Raw genomic sequence first — 16,092 nt, 5'->3', positions numbered from 1 at the left:
AGTCACCTCACATAAGAACGGAGTTTCGATGCGGATCCACTCTCTCTTGCGCGGCACCGCCGTGATTGCGGCCGCCACGGCGGCATTGGCGGCCCACGCGGCTGAATACCCGATCGGCAAGCAGCAAATTCAGGGCGGCATGGAAATCGGCGCCGTCTATCTGCAGCCGATCACGATGGACCCGGAAGGCATGATGCGCAAGGCATCGGATTCGGACATCCACCTCGAGTCGGACATCCATGCGGTCAAGAACAATCCAAGCGGCTTCGCCGAAGGCGACTGGATGCCGTATCTGCAGGTGCATTACGAGCTGACGAAGCCGGGTTCGAGCTACGTGCAAAAGGGTGATCTGATGCCGATGGTCGCGAACGACGGCCCGCACTACGGCGACAACGTCAAGCTGGCGGGTCCGGGGAAGTACCACCTGAAGCTGATCGTCGAAGCGCCGATGCAGATGGGTCATATGGCGTTCGGCCGTCACGTCGACAAGGAAACGGGCGTGGGCCCCTGGTTCAAGCCGGTCACGCTGGAATACGATTTCCCGTTCGCCGGCATCGGCAAGAAGGGCGGCTACTAAGCCGCGCAGTGCGGAAGGTGGCGGTGCGCGCCTGAGGGCGCCGCCGCTTTCGGGGAACGCAGGAAGGAGCAGGTAAGACCCATGAATGGAATCCGGAAGTTTGCGGCGCTCGCGCTCAACATGTCTCTTGCGGTGTCGCTCGCCGGCGTGGCCACGGCGGCGCAGGCCGAAGACGTACCGACGTTCAAGCTCGAAGTGAACGACGGCAAGTTCAACCCCGCACGCATCGAAGTGCCGGCGGGCAAGCGCATCAAGATCGAGGTACGCAACACGGGCAAGGGTGCGGCCGAGTTCGAGAGCGTTCAGTTGCGCAAGGAGAAGGTGCTGGCGCCGGGCGCGGAGTCGTTCGTCGTGATCGCGCCGCTCGATCCGGGCGAGTACAAGTTCTTCGACGATTTCCATCAGCAGGCGCAAGGCGTGATTGTCGCGAAATGAGCGTTGCCGGATCAGCGTTGCGAGGTGCGCGAGGTGCGCGAGGTGCGTATCGCCAGTAGCGGGAGGTGTTGAATGGGGCAGGTGATGTTCATCGTATGGCGGGAGAGCGTCGAGGCGCTGCTCGTCGTCGGGATTCTGTATGCGTGGCTGAAAAACGGCGACGCGGATGCAAGGCGCGGCGTGCCGTACCTGTGGGGCGGCGTGGCGATCGGCATTGTCGCCGCCGTCGCGCTCGGCGCGGTGCTGGTCGGCTTTACCGAGGTGCTGTCGGGCGACGCCCAGGATTATTTCCAGACCGGCATGGTGCTCGTGGCGTGCGTGCTGATCGTGCAGATGGTGCTGTGGATGAAGCAGCACGGGCGCACGCTCAAGCGCGACATGGAACAGTCGCTGGAAAAGAGCGCGCGCGACGCGAACTGGTGGGGCGTGGCGATTCTCGTCGCGCTGGCGATCGCGCGTGAAGGCAGCGAGACGGTGATCTTTCTCTACGGCCTTGGCTTCGGCCAGTCGGGCCACGTGGACGCGAGCCAGTATGTTGCCGTGCTGATCGGCCTGGCCCTCGCGTTGCTCACGTTCTACCTCCTGCAACTGGGCGGCAAGGTGTTCTCGTGGCGGCACTTCTTCCGCATTACTGAAATCATGCTGCTGTTTCTCGGCGCGGGCCTGTTCCAGACCGGGATCGACAAGCTGATCGACAAGGAAATCCTGCCGACCCTCGTCGACCAGGTGTGGAATACCTCGGCGATCCTCGACGATTCGAACACGTTCGGTTCGCTCGTCGCAACGCTCACCGGCTACCGCGCGCACCCGGCGCTCATGAACCTGATCGCCTACGCCGTGTACTGGCTCGTGGTGTGGTTCCTCGTGCGGCGCGCCACCGGCCGCGCAGGCGCGGTCGCGAAGAGGAAGGCAGCATGAGTTGTGCATCCGTTGGCCCGGCGCAGGCAACCGGGCGCCCTGGCAAGCTCGCCCAGGCGGGCCAGTGGATGCAACGTCACGGCGCGGTGATTCGCGCCGTGCAGTGGGCTGTCGTCGCCGTCTACGCGTTCCTGATTCTCGTGCCGGCGGCGATGCCGTTGCCCGGCGACGCGGCGCACCTGTGGAACAACCTCACGCTCGCGGCGCAGTTCGTGTTCTGGGGCATCTGGTGGCCGTTCGTGCTGCTTTCGATGGTGATGCTCGGCCGCGTGTGGTGCGGCGTGCTGTGCCCCGAAGGCGCGCTCACCGAGTTCGCCAGCAAGTTCGGCCGCGGCAAGGCGATTCCGCACTGGATGCGCTGGGGCGGCTGGCCTTTCGTGGCGTTCGGCCTCACGACGATCTACGGACAGATGGTGAGCGTCTACCAGTACCCCAAGGCGGTGCTGCTGGTGCTGGGCGGATCGACGCTGGGCGCCATGGTGATCGGTTTTCTTTACGGGCGCGAAAAGCGCGTCTGGTGCAAGTATCTCTGCCCCGTGAACGGGGTGTTCGCGCTTCTGGCGCGTCTCGCGCCGTTTCGCTACAAGGTCGACGAAGAGGCCTGGCGCAACTCCTATACGCACGGCGAGCACGGCGGGCATCGCGTGATTCCCGTCAACTGCGCGCCGCTCGTGCCGCTGCGCAGCATGAAGGGCGCCGCCCAGTGCCACATGTGCGGACGCTGCAGCGGCCACCGCGACGCCATCGCGCTCTCGTGGCGCTCGCCCGCGCAGGAAGTGGTCGAGCTCGGCGCCAGCCAGGCGAGCGCCTGGGACACCGCGCTGATCCTCTACGGCCTGCTTGGCGTCGCGATTGGCGCGTTCCACTGGACCGGCTCGCCGTGGTTCATCGGCATCAAGCAGTGGCTCGCGGGCTGGCTCATCGACCGCGACATCACCTGGCCGCTCGAGACCAATGCGCCGTGGTTCCTGCTCACGCATTACCCCGCGCAGAACGACGTGTTTTCGTGGCTCGATGGCGCGATGATCGTCGGCTATATCGTCGCGACGGGGCTCGTCTATGGCACGGCGCTCTTCGCGATTCTCGCGGGCTCGACGGCCGTGCTCGGCCGCTTCGAGATGCGGCGTCTGCATCACCTGGCGCAGTCGCTGATTCCGCTGGCCGGCGCGGGCGTGTTCCTCGGCCTCTCCGCCACGACGCTCTCGCTCCTGCGCGCCGAGCACGTGCCGCTCGACTGGGCCGCCGAGGTGCGCATTGCGATTCTCGTCATCACGAACCTCTGGAGCGCCTGGCTCGCGTGGCGGGTTACGGGGCGCCATAGCAGCCGCTTGTGGCAGCGCGCGCTCGCGCTGGCGGGCTTCGCGCTCGCGCTCGCCGTGGTGGACAGCGCGTGGTGGCTGATGTTCTGGGGCTGGGTGCACTGACCGCGAGTGCCCAAGGCTCGCGCGAGCTTTCATCGGGCGCGATCTGCGCTACTCTCCAATGCATCGTCACGCGGCGTCGGCGCCGGGCTTGTCCCGGCGCTGCCCGACCGGCTTGTCTGACATTGGAGAGTCCACCATGCGAACCCGCGCAGTATTGACCGACGAAGATGTCCTAAAGATGGCCGAAGCGGCCGTGGCGCACGCACGCGCAAACCAGTGGAACGTGACGGTCGCCATCGTCGACGATGGCGCGCATCTGCTGTTTCTGCGCCGGCTCGATGGCGCCTCGCCCATCACCGCCGAAATCGCCATGGCCAAGGCCCGCACCGCCGCGCTGGGCCGCCGCGAGAGCAAGGTCTACGAAGACGTCATCAAGCAGGGACGCACCGCGTTTCTCAGTGCGCCGCTCACGGGCATGCTCGAAGGCGGCGTGCCCGTCGTCGTAAACGGCGACGTGATCGGCGCAGTCGGCGTCTCGGGCGTGAAGTCCGATCAGGATGCGGCCATCGCGCGCGCGGGCATCGCGGCGCTCGGTGCGGGCTGAGCGCGTCGTCTTGCCTCGCGCCGAAGAAACAAAAGCCGCGGACGTGTGCCGCGGCTTTTGTTTCGGGCGCAGGGCCCTGGGCGGCTCGCGCTTCGCGCGCCGCCGCGATCAGAGGTGAGAACAAAAAAGTGGCTTGGCTTGCTTCGACGGCTGGCCTGAAGCTTGAAGGATGTCTGCACGAAGGGGTCTAGATCTCGCGTGCAAGCCGTCGTAGCTGGCTAATGCCCCAACGCCTCCCGGTGGAGGCGGTCCCCACAATACCCGGTTGAAAACGGCTTGACCCTACTTGGTCAGGATCAGCTTGCCGAGCCGGGTGGCCCGCAACTGATACGTCTCTCCGTTATGCACGATGCTCACGTGGCTGCGGCCTTGCAGCAGCGCCGCGCTATCGAGCGTTCGCTCGCTGCTTGCGGCGGCGCCCGCCGTTTCGATGCGCTTGCGGGGTTCCGGCTGGACCATGGCGGACTTGGGTCGCACGCTGGTCGATGCCGGGCCGCTGGTGCGGCGCAAGCTTAACGTGGAGCTACGGTTCGGTTCGGTCATGAACGTCACGTCTTTGTCGAGATTCGATGGAATGATTCTAAATGATAATCGTTCCCATTAACAACAAAGAGAGATTCATCGGAATTCATCGCCGATAGTCTGAGCCAAAGCAGGGGCGCCCCGGCACTCATGGAAGGGCGGCAGGCCGACCCACGCGTGGAGGCCCGCCGCCCTCTGCCAGGATTCAGTGCAGCGCGTTCGGCGCGCTGCCGTCGCCCTGCACGAACTGGCGGATGAGACGCACGGTATCGATGTCCGATTCGCGATACGCCGATTTCACGATCTCCGAAGTCTGGCGATCGTCTTCGGTGTCGGCCGTCGGCAGTGTCGTGCGGTACTCGAAGCGCAGAAAGAGCTGCAGCGGATCGGGCTGCTCGATCGTCATCGTGAGCGAGCCGCCCACGTATTCGGCGGTCGCCATGATGTCGTAGCGCACGCTCTCGTTGGGCGTGAACGTGACGCGGTCGCGCACCGTGGCGTGGCCGTAGTGCAGCTCGCGCTCCATCGTGCTCTCGCTGCGCGAGAGGATCGTGCAGCTGTCGAGACCGATCACGAAGAGCTGCGGCTGCTCCGCGCGCAGCACGAGCCCTTCCCAGAGCTGTTCACGCGTCATGGCCTCGACGAGCGGGTTCAGCGGGTCGTTGATCTGGATGAGATGTTCGAAATTCAAGGCGGCGCCTTCCTGTGTTCTGTGTCCGTGCGCCGACGCTCAGGCGACGACGAGACCCGTGTGGATCGCGATCGTGTTCGTGAGCACCTTGTGCACCGGGCAGGCGTTGGCGATCTGCAGCAGGCGTTCGCGCTGCGCCTCGGTGAGCGCGCCTTCGAGCATGATCTGGCGATCGATCTTCGTGCCTTCGTTGCCGGTTTCCATGGAGAGCTTCACGCGTACGCCTTCGAGCGGCCACTCCTTGCGCTGGGCGTACATCTTCAGCGTGATGGAGGTGCAGGCGCCGAGGCTCGAGAGCAGCAGCGAAAAGGGCGACGGTCCGCGGTCGCCGCCACCGAGCGAGGCGGGCTCGTCGGCGATCCAGGTGTGTGTGCCGTCGTCGAACTGGACCTGGTAGTTCGTCGAGCCAATGTGTGCGGTGACTGCGGGTTCGGCCATGCGCTCCTCGCGGGCGGGACGGTTAAAGAGGGACGGGCGCGCGAGGGGTGCGCGCCCCGGAAGCCTTATTGTGACGGAAAGCGGGCGGGCCTGTGGAGAGGCACCGGAACCCGCGGCGCTTAGTGAGCGATGCGTCCCATGCGCCCAGCCTGATAGTCGAGCACGGCCTCGCGGATCTCCTGCTCGGTGTTCATCACGAATGGACCGTAGCGCACGACCGGCTCGTTCAGCGGCACGCCGCCGATCAGGAGCACGTCGAGCGGCACGCTCGCATCGGCCGGGGCGGCGAGCGTGACGGTCTCGCCGTCGCTCGCGAAGGCTACCATCTGCTGGGCTTCGATCGCCTGCGCTTGCGGACCGTAGAGGCCCGTGCCCGAAAGGCCATAGGCGAACACGCGATAGCCGGCGGGCACGGGCTGCTCGACGCGCGCGCCGGGCGCGAGCGTGAAGTGCTGGTACAGGATGGGCGTGCGCGTCTCGATCGCGGCTTTCGCGCCCAGCGCCTCACCGGCGATTACCTTTACCGTGACCTTGCCGTCCTTCGAGCGGCCCACGGGGATCTGCCCGGTGGGCAGTTCCTGGTAGCGCGGCGCGATCATCTTGTCGCGTGCAGGCAGATTCACCCACAGCTGCAGGCCGTGCATGCGGCCGCCGGTGCGCGTGAATTCGGGGTCGGGCATCTCGCTGTGAATCACGCCCGCGCCGGCCGTCATCCATTGCACGTCGCCGGGCCCCAGCGTGCCCGCGTGGCCCGCCGAGTCCTTGTGACCGAAGCGGCCTTCGACCATATAGGTGACGGTTTCGAAGCCGCGATGCGGGTGGTCGGGCGCGCCCTTGGCCTCGCCGGGCGCATAGTCGACGGGGCCCATTTCGTCGAGCAGCAGGAACGGATCGAAGTCCATCAGCGCTCGCGTGGGAAACGGCCGATGAACGATGAATCCGCCTCCCTCGGTGGTGCGAACCGCGGGATAAACGCGTTCGATCGTACGGGTCGTGGCCATGGATATCACCTCGAATTGTGGGAATTGCGTTATTTGCGAAACAAACCGCTATTATAGATAGCCAATTTGGCCTGTTTTACGGCCCCATCGCAATGGATTGTCCCATCGCTGGAACGACAACATGAAAATCGATTCGCACAACCTGAACGACCTCATGTATTTCTCGCAGGTCATCGAGCATGGCGGTTTCTCCGCTGCCGAGCGCGTGCTCGGCATCTCGAAGTCGCGGCTGTCGCGCCGGGTGAGCGAACTCGAGGCCTCGCTCGGCGTGCGTCTCTTGCAGCGTTCCACGCGCAAGCTCGCGTTGACCGAGGCGGGCGAACTCTTTTACGAGCATTGCCGCGCGATGCTCGCCGAGGCGCAGGCCGCGGTGAACGTCGTTCAGTCGCTGCGCTCGTCGCCGCGGGGGACGGTGCGCGTGAGCGTGCCTGTCACGCTTTCGCAGACCATCTTTTCGCAGATCATTCCGGAATTCATGCTTCGCTACCCCGAGGTTCGGGTGGTGATGCGCGTGACGAATCGCGTGATCGACCTGTTCGAAGATTCCGTGGATATCGCGTTGCGCGTGCGCTCGGAACCGCCGCAGAACGCCAATATCGTGGTGCGGCCGCTGTGGCGCACGGAGCAGATGCTGGTGGGCGCGCCTAGCCTGCTCGCGCAGAATGCGCCGCCGCTCACGCCCGAAGACCTTTCACGCTTCGAGACGCTCGACACGCCCACGAGCGACGGGCGCCACGTATTCCAGCTGATCGCGCCGGACGGCACGCGTCATTCGCACGAGCACGAGCCGCGCCTCATCAGCGCCGACCTGACCACGATCCGCGAAGCCGCTTTGTACGGCCTCGGCATCGCGGCAATGCCTGAAATGATGTATGGCGCCGCGCTGCGCTCGGGCAAGCTTTCGCCGGTGATGCCGGGCTGGACGCTGCCGGTGCCGCAACTCTACGCGGTGTTTCTCTCGCGCCAGGGCATGGTTCCTGCCGTGCGCGCCTTCGTCGATTACCTCGTCGAAGTGCTCGACGCAGATAAAAGCCTGCACCAGGAATGTCCGCTGAAAAGCGAGATCGACGCGCTCGTCGCGCGTGGCGAAGAGCAGCGCGCAGCGAGCGCCCAGAGTGGCGGACTATCCAACGCGAAGCGCGCGAGCAAGATCGAAACTGCGTGAACTTTGCGAACGTGCGCGCGCGTGCGCATGTATGAAGCAACGGCTTCACGGAGTGCATTTGCGTACGACGTGCAGCGCCATTTGTTTTTAGGCATTCAAGCGCGACCAGCCATCGCTACATTCAATGGCTTAACCCTTGTAGGCGTCAAGCGAGAGGAATATATTGAAGTCCTTCTCACCAAGCACCGGTCTTGAGTGGGAATTGATGGCCGCTATCATAGTGGGCCTTCAGGGCCGAAAGCGCAGTCCGTGTTGCCCACGGCAGTCGCATGTGCCGGCGTGAACCGATCGATTGTCGGGGAGTTGCCGCCACCGCCCGAGTGCGCCGCGTGCGCAGAAAAAAAGGCCTTCATCTGACGATGAAGGCCTTTTACTTTGTATCGCTGAAACCAGCGCCTGGCGCTCGAAAATGTGCATCAGTGATGCGCGGGATCGGTGACGAAGCCGAGCTTCGTCAAGCCGCCGTTTTGCGCAGCGGACATGACCTGGGCCACTCGCTCGTATTGGACCTTGCGATCCGCGTTCAGATGCAGCTCCGGTTGCGGCGTGGTTTGCGCCGCTGCCGCGATCTTCTGGTTCAGCGCCGCTTCATCGACTTTCGTGCCGTCCCACAGCACGGTGCCATCCGCGTCGATCGACACATTGATCTGCGCGGGCTTCGTGTCTTCCTTCTGGCTGCTCGCGTGCGGCAGGTCGATTTTCACGGCGTGGCGGATCACGGGAATCGTCACCATGAAAACGATCAGGAGAACCAACATGACGTCGACGAGCGGCGTCATGTTGATTTCGTTCATCAGGCCATCGTCGTCGTCGTTGGCAAAGGGGCTCATCGCCATGATGTTTGCCTCCGCTTTTTAGTGGCTGCGCGCGGCGACGCGCAGATTGCCCGTGTTGCCGTCCAACGCCCGGCCGCGGGCCGTCGACGTGAGACGCGCGCCCGTCACGAAGAAAGCATGCAGGCCGTGCGCGAAGCGGTTGAGCTTCGTGACGATCGCCTTGTTGGCGCGAGTGAGCGCGTTGTAGCCGAGCACCGCAGGAATCGCGACGAAAAGGCCGAACGCGGTCATGATGAGCGCTTCACCCACGGGGCCGGCCACGGCGTCGATCGAGGTCTGGCCCGTCGCGCCGATCGTAAGCAGTGCGTGATAAATGCCCCACACCGTGCCGAACAAGCCCACGAACGGCGCGGTGCTGCCGATCGACGCGAGAATGGCGAGCCCGCTTTGCATCTTCGCGACCGAGTCGTCCATCGTGTCCTTCAGGCAGCGCGTGATCCAGTCGGAGACGTCCATGCGGTCGTGCAGATGCGGCTGCGTCTGATGATGGTGATCGGCGGCTTCCTGGCCCGAGCGCGCGAGCGCGAGGAAGGGGTTGTCTTCGCGCGTGCCGCTGCCCAGCTTCTTCACGCCGTCGGCGAGATCGTCCGAGTGCCAGAACTGCTGCTCGGCGTTTTTCGTGAGGCGCTTGAGCCGCGCGACGTTCCAGCCCTTCACGACGATCACGCACCACGAGAGCACCGACATGATCAACAGCGCGAGCGCAATGCCGCGCGTGACGAAATCCCCTTGCGCCCAGACGTGGGCGATACCGTAGTTCTGCATGCTCGATCCTCTTTGTTCAATTCATGAAGGCGTGCGGCTCAGCCGGTCAATCGCGCAGGCTGAAGTCGAATGGTTGTGTGTAGGCCGCGCGCACCGCTTCGCCGTTTTCCAGGTACGGCTTGCACGAGCTTTGGCGCATGGCGTCCACGGCGGCGTCGTCGAGGCGGCTATAGCCGCTGCTCTTTTTCAGCTCGATGTTCTCGATCTTGCCCGCGAGGCCCACGACGAAGTGCACGAAGGCTGTGCCCGTCTCGCCGCGGCGGCGAGAGAGCGTCGGGTAATCGGGCTGCACGATGCGGCAGTCGAGGTGCGAGACGTTCTTCGGGGCCGCGATTGCCAGGGTCGACGTGACGTCGGTGGCCGCCGCGGACTGCGCCGCAGGTGCTGGCGCGGCGGGAGCCGGTGGCGCGGGAGCGGCGGGCGCGGGCGATTCGATCGCGTGCTGCGAGGGCGATTCCGCCACCGGCAGCGGGGTTGGCTTCGGCTTGGGCTGCACCTTGGGCTTCTCGTGCGTGACCGGTGGGACAGGCTTGGGCCGCGGCGGCGTGGGCGGGGATTGAATCGCGGCCGGCGCGGCCACCCGAGCCGGCTTGAGCAGCTCGGCGGTAATGGTCTGCGACTGGAGTGCGACGGGCGTCACGGGTTCGGGCTTCATCAGCACGATGCCGGCGAGCGCGGCATGCAACCCGACCACGATCGCGGTCGCTGTGACAACACGGCGATTGACGCGAAGCGAGGGAGGCGCCAGCGCGCCAGCGGTGTTCTGGAAGGCTTGCATGTTAGCGTGGCTGCCGTGCGGACGGCGACGCGCCGGTGAGCCAGCGCGTCGTGTCGGGCGGCTTCATTTGCGAAAGATCAGCAGCGAGATGCACAGCGTCGTAACGAATCCGATCAGCAACTCCATCCTGGCCTCCATTGAGGGACGTAAGCGGTAGCTGGCTGGTCGGAAGACGGGCTTGCTGTCGGCGGCGGTTTGATGTCCGCAGTGCCGCCAGGTGCGGCGGCGCATCCGGCTGAGCGGGCGGACAGGGTGGGCGCGCATCGTTGGCGAGATGCACGCCATGGCTTCATGCGGCCTTGCGCTCGTAGAACGTGAGCGGGACCGCGTGCGGAGCGGGGACCACGGCGGGGGCATGCGGCACCCCGCAGCGGCTCGCGCAGACACCGCTTTGCGCCATCACGTCGCGAACGGTTTCTTCGCACTTGCCGCAGCAGGTCGCGACGCCGAGTTCGAACTGCAGCTCGTCGAAGGAATCCATGCCTTCCGCGATGGAGGCGCGGATCGTCCGGTCGGAGACGGACTTGCAAACGCAGACAATCATGATGGATCGCAATAGAGAGAGTTAATGCGAATTATTATCATTATGTTTGCCTGATTTGGCAAGCGCTCCTGGACAGGAGTTTGTAACAAAGCCGTGCAGGGACTTGTCTTTGCGCAGGGAACTGCGGGAGAGGGTGTACTTCTCCCCGAATGGGCGATTGGCGGGGTAGATGCGGCCAAGGGGTGGCGATTTCAGGCGGCGGCGATCGCACGAAAACGGGGCGCTAACCTGAGTCCCGGGCCGCCATCCGCGAACGGAGAATGGGATTCGCCCCGGCGCCTCAGGCCGCGTTCGCTTCCCGTTCGGGCGTGCGCCGCGACGGGATGACAACGCGCTCGACGCTGGCGTCGAGGCCAAGCAGCGCCGCCGCCAGTTCGCGCAAATGCGCGCCGTCGCTCGTCGAGCAGAAGCGGATGTCGTCCGCGTTGGCGCTTGCTTCCCCGGCGCTCGCGCACAGCCCGTGCTGGCCGAGCACGCGTTCGAGCTGCCGCGCGATCGCAATGCTGGTGTCGACGAGCGTCATGCGTTCGCCGACGATCGAGCGGATCGCGGTATCGAGGAAAGGGTAGTGCGTGCAGCCGAGCACGAGCGTATCGGCGCCGGCGTCGAGCATGGGCTCGACATACGCACGCAGCAGCGCGAGCAACTCAGGCGAACCGATGTCGCAGCGCTCCACGGCTTCCACGAGCCCATGCCCTGGCTGGCACAGCACGCGCAGGTCGGCCGCATGGCGCTCGACCAGCGTCTGAAAGCGCGCGCTGCGCAACGTGACCTGGGTGGCGAGTACGCCGGCCACGCGCGTTTTCGAAACGAGCGCCGCCGGCTTGATGCCCGGCTCAACCCCGATGAGCGGCACCGAGAGCCGTTCGCGCACGAGCGCGATGGATTGCGCGGTGGCCGTGTTGCAGGCCACCACCAGCGCCTTCGCGCCTTGCGCGACGAGCCATTCGCAAATCGCGAGCGTGCGGTCGGCGATGAAGTCGTCGTCGCGCTGGCCGTAGGGCGCGTAGCGCGAATCGGCGACATACACGAGCCGCTCCGCGGGCAGCAGTCCGCGCACGGCGCGCAGCACCGAAAGGCCGCCGAGACCGGAGTCGAAGATGCCGACAGGCGCGGCGCTGGAAAATGCCGGTTGGTTCACGGGGAGGGGCGCAAAAGTGTTGGGGTGCACCCGCAAGACGGACGGATGCGCGCTCGCGCGAGGCGTGCGATCAGGATTCTACCGAACCCATGGCCGACTGCTGGTAATTCTGGATGCCGACCTTGTCGATGAGGTCGAGTTGCGTTTCGAGCCAGTCGATATGCTCCTCGGTGTCCTCGAGAATGGTGACGAAGATTTCGCGCGAAACGAAATCGCGCACCGATTCGCAATAGACGATGGCTTCCTTGCAGGTGGACTGCGAAATCTGTTCGAGCTTCAGATCGCACTCGATGATTTCCCGAGTCTCTTCGCCGATCAGCAGCTTATGGAGATCCTGGAGGTTCGGCAGACCGTCGAGCATGAAAATGCGCTCGATGAGCATGTCGGCATGCTTCATTTCGCCGATCGATTCGTCGTATTCGTGCTTGCCGAGTTTCTCGAGACCCCAATGCTTGTACATGCGGGCGTGCAGGAAATACTGATTGATGGCCGTGAGCTCGTTCTTGAGCTGGGCATTCAGATATTCGATGACCTTCTTGTCGCCTTGCATGATCTTTCCTTCCTTTGTCGGGCGGAGACGGGCTTCCAACAATAAACGCTCACCCGGCAAAAGCCAAGACAAAACCCGCGCCGGATTGCGGTACACATGGGCGAGTGCCGCAAGCGCCGCCCGGTTCAAAAAAAACCGGGGCGCAAGGCCCCGGCTTTTGAGCAGACATCAGGTATGCGTCAAACGGTGGCGACCGGAATCTTGCCGATCTTCGCCTGCCATTCGGCGGGGCCGGTCTTGTGGACCGAGGTGCCCGACGAGTCGACCGCGACCGTCACCGGCATGTCCTGCACGTCGAACTCGTAGATGGCTTCCATGCCGAGGTCTTCGAACGCGAGGACCTTCGAGCCGCGGATCGCCTTCGAGACCAGGTATGCCGCACCGCCCACGGCCATCAGATACGCGGCCTTGTGCTTCTTGATCGCCTCGATGGCCACGGGGCCGCGCTCCGCCTTGCCGACCATCGAGATGAGGCCCGTCTGCGAGAGCATCAGTTCGGTGAACTTATCCATGCGGGTGGCGGTGGTGGGGCCTGCCGGGCCGACCACTTCGTCGCGCACCGGATCGACCGGGCCGACGTAGTAGATCACGCGGTTCTTGAAGTCCACCGGCAGCTTCTCGCCCTTCGCGAGCATGTCGGCAATGCGCTTGTGCGCCGCGTCGCGGCCCGTGAGCATCTTGCCCGAGAGCAGCAGCGTCTGGCCCGGCTTCCACGAAGCGACTTCTTCCGGCGTGAGCGTGTTGAGGTCCACGCGCTTGCTCGTTTCCGTGTTCGGTTCCCAGTTGACCTTCGGCCATGCGTCGAGCGAGGGCGCTTCGAGCTTCGCCGGACCCGAGCCGTCGAGCACGAAATGCGCGTGACGCGTTGCCGCGCAATTCGGGATCATCGCGACCGGCTTCGATGCCGCGTGCGTGGGCGCTGCCATGATCTTCACGTCGAGCACCGTGGCAAGACCGCCAAGGCCTTGCGCTCCGATGCCGAGCGCGTTGACCTTCTCGTGCAGCTCGACGCGCAGCTCTTCGATCCAGTCCTTCGGACCGCGCTTGATGATGTCCTGAATGTCGATGGATTCCATCAGCGACTCCTTCGCCATCAGCATCGCCTTTTCAGCGGTGCCGCCGATGCCGATGCCGAGCATGCCCGGCGGGCACCAGCCCGCGCCCATCGTCGGCACGGTCTTGAGCACCCAGTCGACGATCGAGTCGGACGGGTTCAGCATCACGAACTTCGACTTGTTCTCCGAGCCGCCGCCCTTGGCCGCGACCTGCACGTCCACCTTGTCGCCGGGCACGATCTCGTAGTGGATCACGGCCGGCGTGTTGTCCTTCGTGTTCTTGCGGCCGCCTTCGGGCGGGCTCACGATCGAGGCGCGCAGCACGTTGTCGGGGTTGAGGTAACCGCGGCGCACGCCTTCGTTGATCATGTCGGTGACGCCCATCGTGGCGCCGTCCCAACGCACGTCCATGCCGACCTTCACGAAGATCGTGACGATGCCGGTGTCCTGGCAGATCGGACGGCGGCCTTCCGCGCACATGCGGCTGTTCGTGAGGATTTGCGCGATGGCATCCTTCGCGGCCGGGCTTTCTTCCAGCTCGTACGCGCGGCCGAGCGCCTCGATGTAATCCTGCGGATGGTAGTAGCTGATGTATTGCAGCGAATCCGCAATGCTCTGGATCAGGTCTTCCTGTTTGATGACGGTCATGGCTAGCTTCTGTGGGGACGGTGATTTGAATGATGTGGGTCGCGTGCGCCGCTCAATCGGACTCCGCGTGCTCGACGAGCGTGCGACGCGCAGCGGCATGGCCGCCCGGCACCGGATGGCGCGCGGCGAGGTCCTCGTAGTGTTCGGGGTGCGTATGCGTGGTGATGCGGTCGATCCACGCCATCACGAGCGCGGAAACGAGGAACGCCACGTGGATGATCACCTGCCACATCACCGTATGCGTCGATGCCGCATCGGGATTGATGAAGGTCTTGAGCAGGTGGATCGACGAAATGCTGATGAGCGCCATGGCGAGCTTGACCTTGAGCACGCCGGCGTTCACGTGATCGAGCCATTCGGGCTCGTCGGGATGGCCTTCGAGATTCATGCGCGAGACGAAGGTCTCGTAGCCGCCCACGATCACCATGATGAGCAGGTTCGAGATCATCACGACGTCGATCAGGCTGAGCACGGCCAGCATGATCGTGGTTTCGTCGAGCGTGGTGGCGTGGCTCACGAGGTGCCACACTTCCTTGAGGAACAGCAGGCAGTAAACCACCTGCGCGACGATCAGGCCCAGATAGAGCGGCACCTGGAGCCAGCGGCTCATGAAGATGATGCCGGGTAGCGGACGCATGCGGCGGCGGGCTTTACCCGGGGCGGCGGCGGAAGGCGGCTGGGGGCGTGCAGCGGACATGGGCGATCACGGTGGCGAAAACGGGCGGGGCCGTCTGGCAGGGCCAGATGACGCGCTCGAGGCGCGCGAGGGGCCGGGCGGGCGCTATTGTACAGCGTCGGCGCGAGGGTTCGCCGCGATTCCGGCAGCGCCGCCCGGGAGCCGATACTTTCAGGATGCTTGCAAAGCGCTCACGAGGCCACCGGCGGCAGGCGCTTCGTCTTGAGGCTCGCGAGCGCGATGCCGGCCACCACGCAGGCCAGCGCGATACCGTGCGCGGGCGTGGGGCGCTCGCCGAGAAAGGCGATGCCGTAGATCGCGGCCGCCACGGGCAGCACGGCCGTGAAGACGCCCGCGATGCTGCCCGGAACGTGGCGAATGCCCATCATCCAGAGGCAGAACGAGAACACGCTGGCGGAAAGCCCGTACCAGAGCGCGAGCCACCAGATGCCCGCGGGCACGCTCGCAAAATCGAACGACAGTGCGCCTGTCAGCCCAATGGGCAGCATCAGCAGAAAGCCGAACAGATGCGTGTACGCGCAGATGTCGAGCGGCGCCAGCGTTTGCGTGAGGCGGCGCGAGAGGATCACGTAGAGCGACTCGCAGCAGACCGCGCCGAGCACCATCAGGTTGCCGAGGAGCGAACTCGCGCCCGCGTCGGCGCTTTCGCCCAGGTGCGCGAGGTTGACGACCGCGATGCCCGTGATGGCGAGCGCAATCGACGCGAGCGTGCGCGCGCCGGGGCGCTCGCGCAGGAAGAGCCACGAGAAGAGCGCGACCACGGCGGGGATCGTGCTCGTGATGACGCCGGCCGCGACCGCGCTCGTGTGCTGCACGCCGCCGAGCATGAGCAGCGTAAACCCGAATGTTCCAAATAGCGCCTGGAGGAACAGATTGACCCATTCCCAACGCTTCACGTGTTGCATTCTGGAGCGGCGCAAGAGCGGCCCGAGCACCGCGAGTGCGATCACGAAGCGCAACAGCGCGAAAAGCGGAACGGGGATGAAGGCGACGATCGACTTGCCGATGCCCACGTTGCTGCCCACGAGCAGCATCGAGGCGACGAGGTAAAGAGAATAACGAGTCAAGCTGGAATCCGGATGCGCAGTTCAGTTAGCATTCTAAATGTCTGCTTACCTGGGCGTCATGGCGCGCGACTTGCAATGTCTGCGTGCACACGCGTAAGTGGCCGGTAAGTTGCTACGCTTAATCTTTGCGGCATGGGTTGGTTAGCGAAGATCGCGCACGTTCGTGTTCGTATCGCGCGCCCATGCATGCTGCGATGCCGCAATGGTGGCTTCCAGTGCAAGCCAATAGCGCCGGGCCCGCGAGCGGGCAGCGGCACAAGGAGACGGCGCGCGCGGGCATTGAAGATGCTCGCGTG

19 protein-coding genes are annotated in these 16,092 nt (G+C 64.8%); 6 read left to right on the top strand and 13 right to left on the bottom strand.

What is annotated here, in order from left to right; translation table 11 throughout:
* The first annotated feature begins 28 nt into the window (after window positions 1-28).
* The 5 genes from BMI01S_RS22140 (at window position 29) to BMI01S_RS22120 (ending at window position 3,898) form a co-directional block, all read left to right on the top strand.
* Window positions 29-577 carry an iron transporter gene (locus BMI01S_RS22140; protein WP_028213573.1) on the top strand — a complete coding sequence of 183 codons (549 nt, stop codon included), beginning with the start codon at window positions 29-31 and terminating at the stop codon, window positions 575-577.
* Window positions 578-697: 120 nt separating this feature from the next.
* Complete coding sequence (locus BMI01S_RS22135) at window positions 698-1,012, top strand: cupredoxin domain-containing protein (RefSeq protein ID WP_154671329.1); 315 nt, start codon at window positions 698-700, stop codon at window positions 1,010-1,012.
* A 72-nt stretch (window positions 1,013-1,084) separates the two neighbouring features.
* Window positions 1,085-1,930: an FTR1 family iron permease gene (locus tag BMI01S_RS22130; protein WP_028213575.1), complete on the top strand. Its 846-nt coding sequence runs from the start codon at window positions 1,085-1,087 to the stop codon at window positions 1,928-1,930.
* The gene (locus BMI01S_RS22125) at window positions 1,927-3,354 is read left to right on the top strand and encodes a 4Fe-4S binding protein (RefSeq protein ID WP_028213576.1); all 1,428 of its coding nucleotides are present in this window, start codon (window positions 1,927-1,929) and stop codon (window positions 3,352-3,354) included. The genes BMI01S_RS22130 and BMI01S_RS22125 overlap by 4 nt, the downstream gene beginning before the upstream one ends.
* 136 nt (window positions 3,355-3,490) lie before the next feature.
* Window positions 3,491-3,898, top strand: coding sequence for a GlcG/HbpS family heme-binding protein (locus tag BMI01S_RS22120; RefSeq protein ID WP_028213577.1), 408 nt, complete (start codon window positions 3,491-3,493; stop codon window positions 3,896-3,898).
* Window positions 3,899-4,180: 282 nt separating this feature from the next.
* On the opposite strand, the gene hemP is transcribed toward BMI01S_RS22120, so the two are convergent.
* The 4 genes from hemP to BMI01S_RS22100 form a co-directional block, all read right to left on the bottom strand.
* The gene (gene hemP, locus BMI01S_RS22115) at window positions 4,181-4,441 is read right to left on the bottom strand and encodes a hemin uptake protein HemP (RefSeq protein WP_028213578.1); all 261 of its coding nucleotides are present in this window, start codon (window positions 4,439-4,441) and stop codon (window positions 4,181-4,183) included.
* A gap of 184 nt (window positions 4,442-4,625) precedes the next feature.
* Window positions 4,626-5,111 (bottom strand): SRPBCC family protein, encoded by a 486-nt coding sequence (locus BMI01S_RS22110; protein ID WP_028213579.1) that lies wholly within the window; start codon window positions 5,109-5,111, stop codon window positions 4,626-4,628.
* 39 nt (window positions 5,112-5,150) lie between these two features.
* Window positions 5,151-5,549 carry an OsmC family protein gene (locus BMI01S_RS22105; protein ID WP_028213580.1) on the bottom strand — a complete coding sequence of 133 codons (399 nt, stop codon included), beginning with the start codon at window positions 5,547-5,549 and terminating at the stop codon, window positions 5,151-5,153.
* A gap of 119 nt (window positions 5,550-5,668) precedes the next feature.
* Complete coding sequence (locus tag BMI01S_RS22100) at window positions 5,669-6,550, bottom strand: pirin family protein (protein WP_028213581.1); 882 nt, start codon at window positions 6,548-6,550, stop codon at window positions 5,669-5,671.
* Window positions 6,551-6,671: 121 nt separating this feature from the next.
* Here BMI01S_RS22100 and BMI01S_RS22095 point away from each other — a divergent pair, with 121 nt between their 5' ends.
* Window positions 6,672-7,715 (top strand): LysR family transcriptional regulator, encoded by a 1,044-nt coding sequence (locus tag BMI01S_RS22095; protein WP_042290550.1) that lies wholly within the window; start codon window positions 6,672-6,674, stop codon window positions 7,713-7,715.
* A 416-nt stretch (window positions 7,716-8,131) separates the two neighbouring features.
* Here BMI01S_RS22095 and BMI01S_RS22090 read toward each other — a convergent pair whose 3' ends face one another.
* From BMI01S_RS22090 to BMI01S_RS22050, 9 genes are all read right to left on the bottom strand, one after another.
* The gene (locus BMI01S_RS22090) at window positions 8,132-8,551 is read right to left on the bottom strand and encodes an ExbD/TolR family protein (RefSeq protein ID WP_028213582.1); all 420 of its coding nucleotides are present in this window, start codon (window positions 8,549-8,551) and stop codon (window positions 8,132-8,134) included.
* A gap of 18 nt (window positions 8,552-8,569) precedes the next feature.
* A complete protein-coding gene (locus BMI01S_RS22085) occupies window positions 8,570-9,316 on the bottom strand; it encodes a MotA/TolQ/ExbB proton channel family protein (protein ID WP_028213583.1) in 747 nt (248 codons plus the stop codon).
* 46 nt (window positions 9,317-9,362) lie between these two features.
* Entirely contained in the window at window positions 9,363-10,094 is a 732-nt protein-coding gene (locus BMI01S_RS22080; protein ID WP_028213584.1) for an energy transducer TonB, read from the bottom strand.
* 289 nt (window positions 10,095-10,383) lie between these two features.
* The gene (locus BMI01S_RS22075) at window positions 10,384-10,638 is read right to left on the bottom strand and encodes a (2Fe-2S)-binding protein (RefSeq protein ID WP_028213586.1); all 255 of its coding nucleotides are present in this window, start codon (window positions 10,636-10,638) and stop codon (window positions 10,384-10,386) included.
* Between the two features lie 280 nt (window positions 10,639-10,918).
* Complete coding sequence (murI, locus tag BMI01S_RS22070; RefSeq protein WP_028213587.1) at window positions 10,919-11,779, bottom strand: glutamate racemase; 861 nt, start codon at window positions 11,777-11,779, stop codon at window positions 10,919-10,921.
* A gap of 70 nt (window positions 11,780-11,849) precedes the next feature.
* Complete coding sequence (gene bfr, locus BMI01S_RS22065) at window positions 11,850-12,329, bottom strand: bacterioferritin (protein ID WP_028213588.1); 480 nt, start codon at window positions 12,327-12,329, stop codon at window positions 11,850-11,852.
* Between the two features lie 179 nt (window positions 12,330-12,508).
* Window positions 12,509-14,032: a fumarate hydratase gene (locus BMI01S_RS22060; protein ID WP_028213589.1), complete on the bottom strand. Its 1,524-nt coding sequence runs from the start codon at window positions 14,030-14,032 to the stop codon at window positions 12,509-12,511.
* A gap of 52 nt (window positions 14,033-14,084) precedes the next feature.
* Window positions 14,085-14,729: a TIGR00645 family protein gene (locus tag BMI01S_RS22055; RefSeq protein WP_042290547.1), complete on the bottom strand. Its 645-nt coding sequence runs from the start codon at window positions 14,727-14,729 to the stop codon at window positions 14,085-14,087.
* Window positions 14,730-14,899: 170 nt separating this feature from the next.
* Window positions 14,900-15,796 (bottom strand): DMT family transporter, encoded by an 897-nt coding sequence (locus tag BMI01S_RS22050; protein ID WP_028213590.1) that lies wholly within the window; start codon window positions 15,794-15,796, stop codon window positions 14,900-14,902.
* Window positions 15,797-16,092 lie beyond the last annotated feature (296 nt).

The sequence above is a fragment of the Paraburkholderia mimosarum LMG 23256 = NBRC 106338 genome (assembly GCF_000739815.1).
Classification (GTDB): Bacteria; Pseudomonadota; Gammaproteobacteria; order Burkholderiales; family Burkholderiaceae; genus Paraburkholderia; species Paraburkholderia mimosarum.
The sequence above is the reverse complement of the archived record's forward strand: the minus strand, read 5'-3'. Positions and strand labels throughout refer to the sequence as shown.

Bases quoted from the DNA above. Each gene is read 5' to 3' on its own strand.
- BMI01S_RS22140 (WP_028213573.1), top strand. From the start codon at position 29: ATGCGGATCCACTCTCTCTTGCGCGGCACCGCCGTGATTGCGGCCGCC.
- BMI01S_RS22135 (WP_154671329.1), top strand. From the start codon at position 698: ATGTCTCTTGCGGTGTCGCTCGCCGGCGTGGCCACGGCGGCGCAGGCC.
- BMI01S_RS22130 (WP_028213575.1), top strand. From the start codon at position 1,085: ATGGGGCAGGTGATGTTCATCGTATGGCGGGAGAGCGTCGAGGCGCTG.
- BMI01S_RS22125 (WP_028213576.1), top strand. From the start codon at position 1,927: ATGAGTTGTGCATCCGTTGGCCCGGCGCAGGCAACCGGGCGCCCTGGC.
- BMI01S_RS22120 (WP_028213577.1), top strand. From the start codon at position 3,491: ATGCGAACCCGCGCAGTATTGACCGACGAAGATGTCCTAAAGATGGCC.
- hemP (WP_028213578.1), bottom strand. From the start codon at position 4,441: ATGACCGAACCGAACCGTAGCTCCACGTTAAGCTTGCGCCGCACCAGC.
- BMI01S_RS22105 (WP_028213580.1), bottom strand. From the start codon at position 5,549: ATGGCCGAACCCGCAGTCACCGCACACATTGGCTCGACGAACTACCAG.
- BMI01S_RS22100 (WP_028213581.1), bottom strand. From the start codon at position 6,550: ATGGCCACGACCCGTACGATCGAACGCGTTTATCCCGCGGTTCGCACC.
- BMI01S_RS22095 (WP_042290550.1), top strand. From the start codon at position 6,672: ATGAAAATCGATTCGCACAACCTGAACGACCTCATGTATTTCTCGCAG.
- BMI01S_RS22090 (WP_028213582.1), bottom strand. From the start codon at position 8,551: ATGGCGATGAGCCCCTTTGCCAACGACGACGACGATGGCCTGATGAAC.
- BMI01S_RS22085 (WP_028213583.1), bottom strand. From the start codon at position 9,316: ATGCAGAACTACGGTATCGCCCACGTCTGGGCGCAAGGGGATTTCGTC.
- BMI01S_RS22080 (WP_028213584.1), bottom strand. From the start codon at position 10,094: ATGCAAGCCTTCCAGAACACCGCTGGCGCGCTGGCGCCTCCCTCGCTT.
- BMI01S_RS22075 (WP_028213586.1), bottom strand. From the start codon at position 10,638: ATGATTGTCTGCGTTTGCAAGTCCGTCTCCGACCGGACGATCCGCGCC.
- bfr (WP_028213588.1), bottom strand. From the start codon at position 12,329: ATGCAAGGCGACAAGAAGGTCATCGAATATCTGAATGCCCAGCTCAAG.
- BMI01S_RS22060 (WP_028213589.1), bottom strand. From the start codon at position 14,032: ATGACCGTCATCAAACAGGAAGACCTGATCCAGAGCATTGCGGATTCG.
- BMI01S_RS22055 (WP_042290547.1), bottom strand. From the start codon at position 14,729: ATGTCCGCTGCACGCCCCCAGCCGCCTTCCGCCGCCGCCCCGGGTAAA.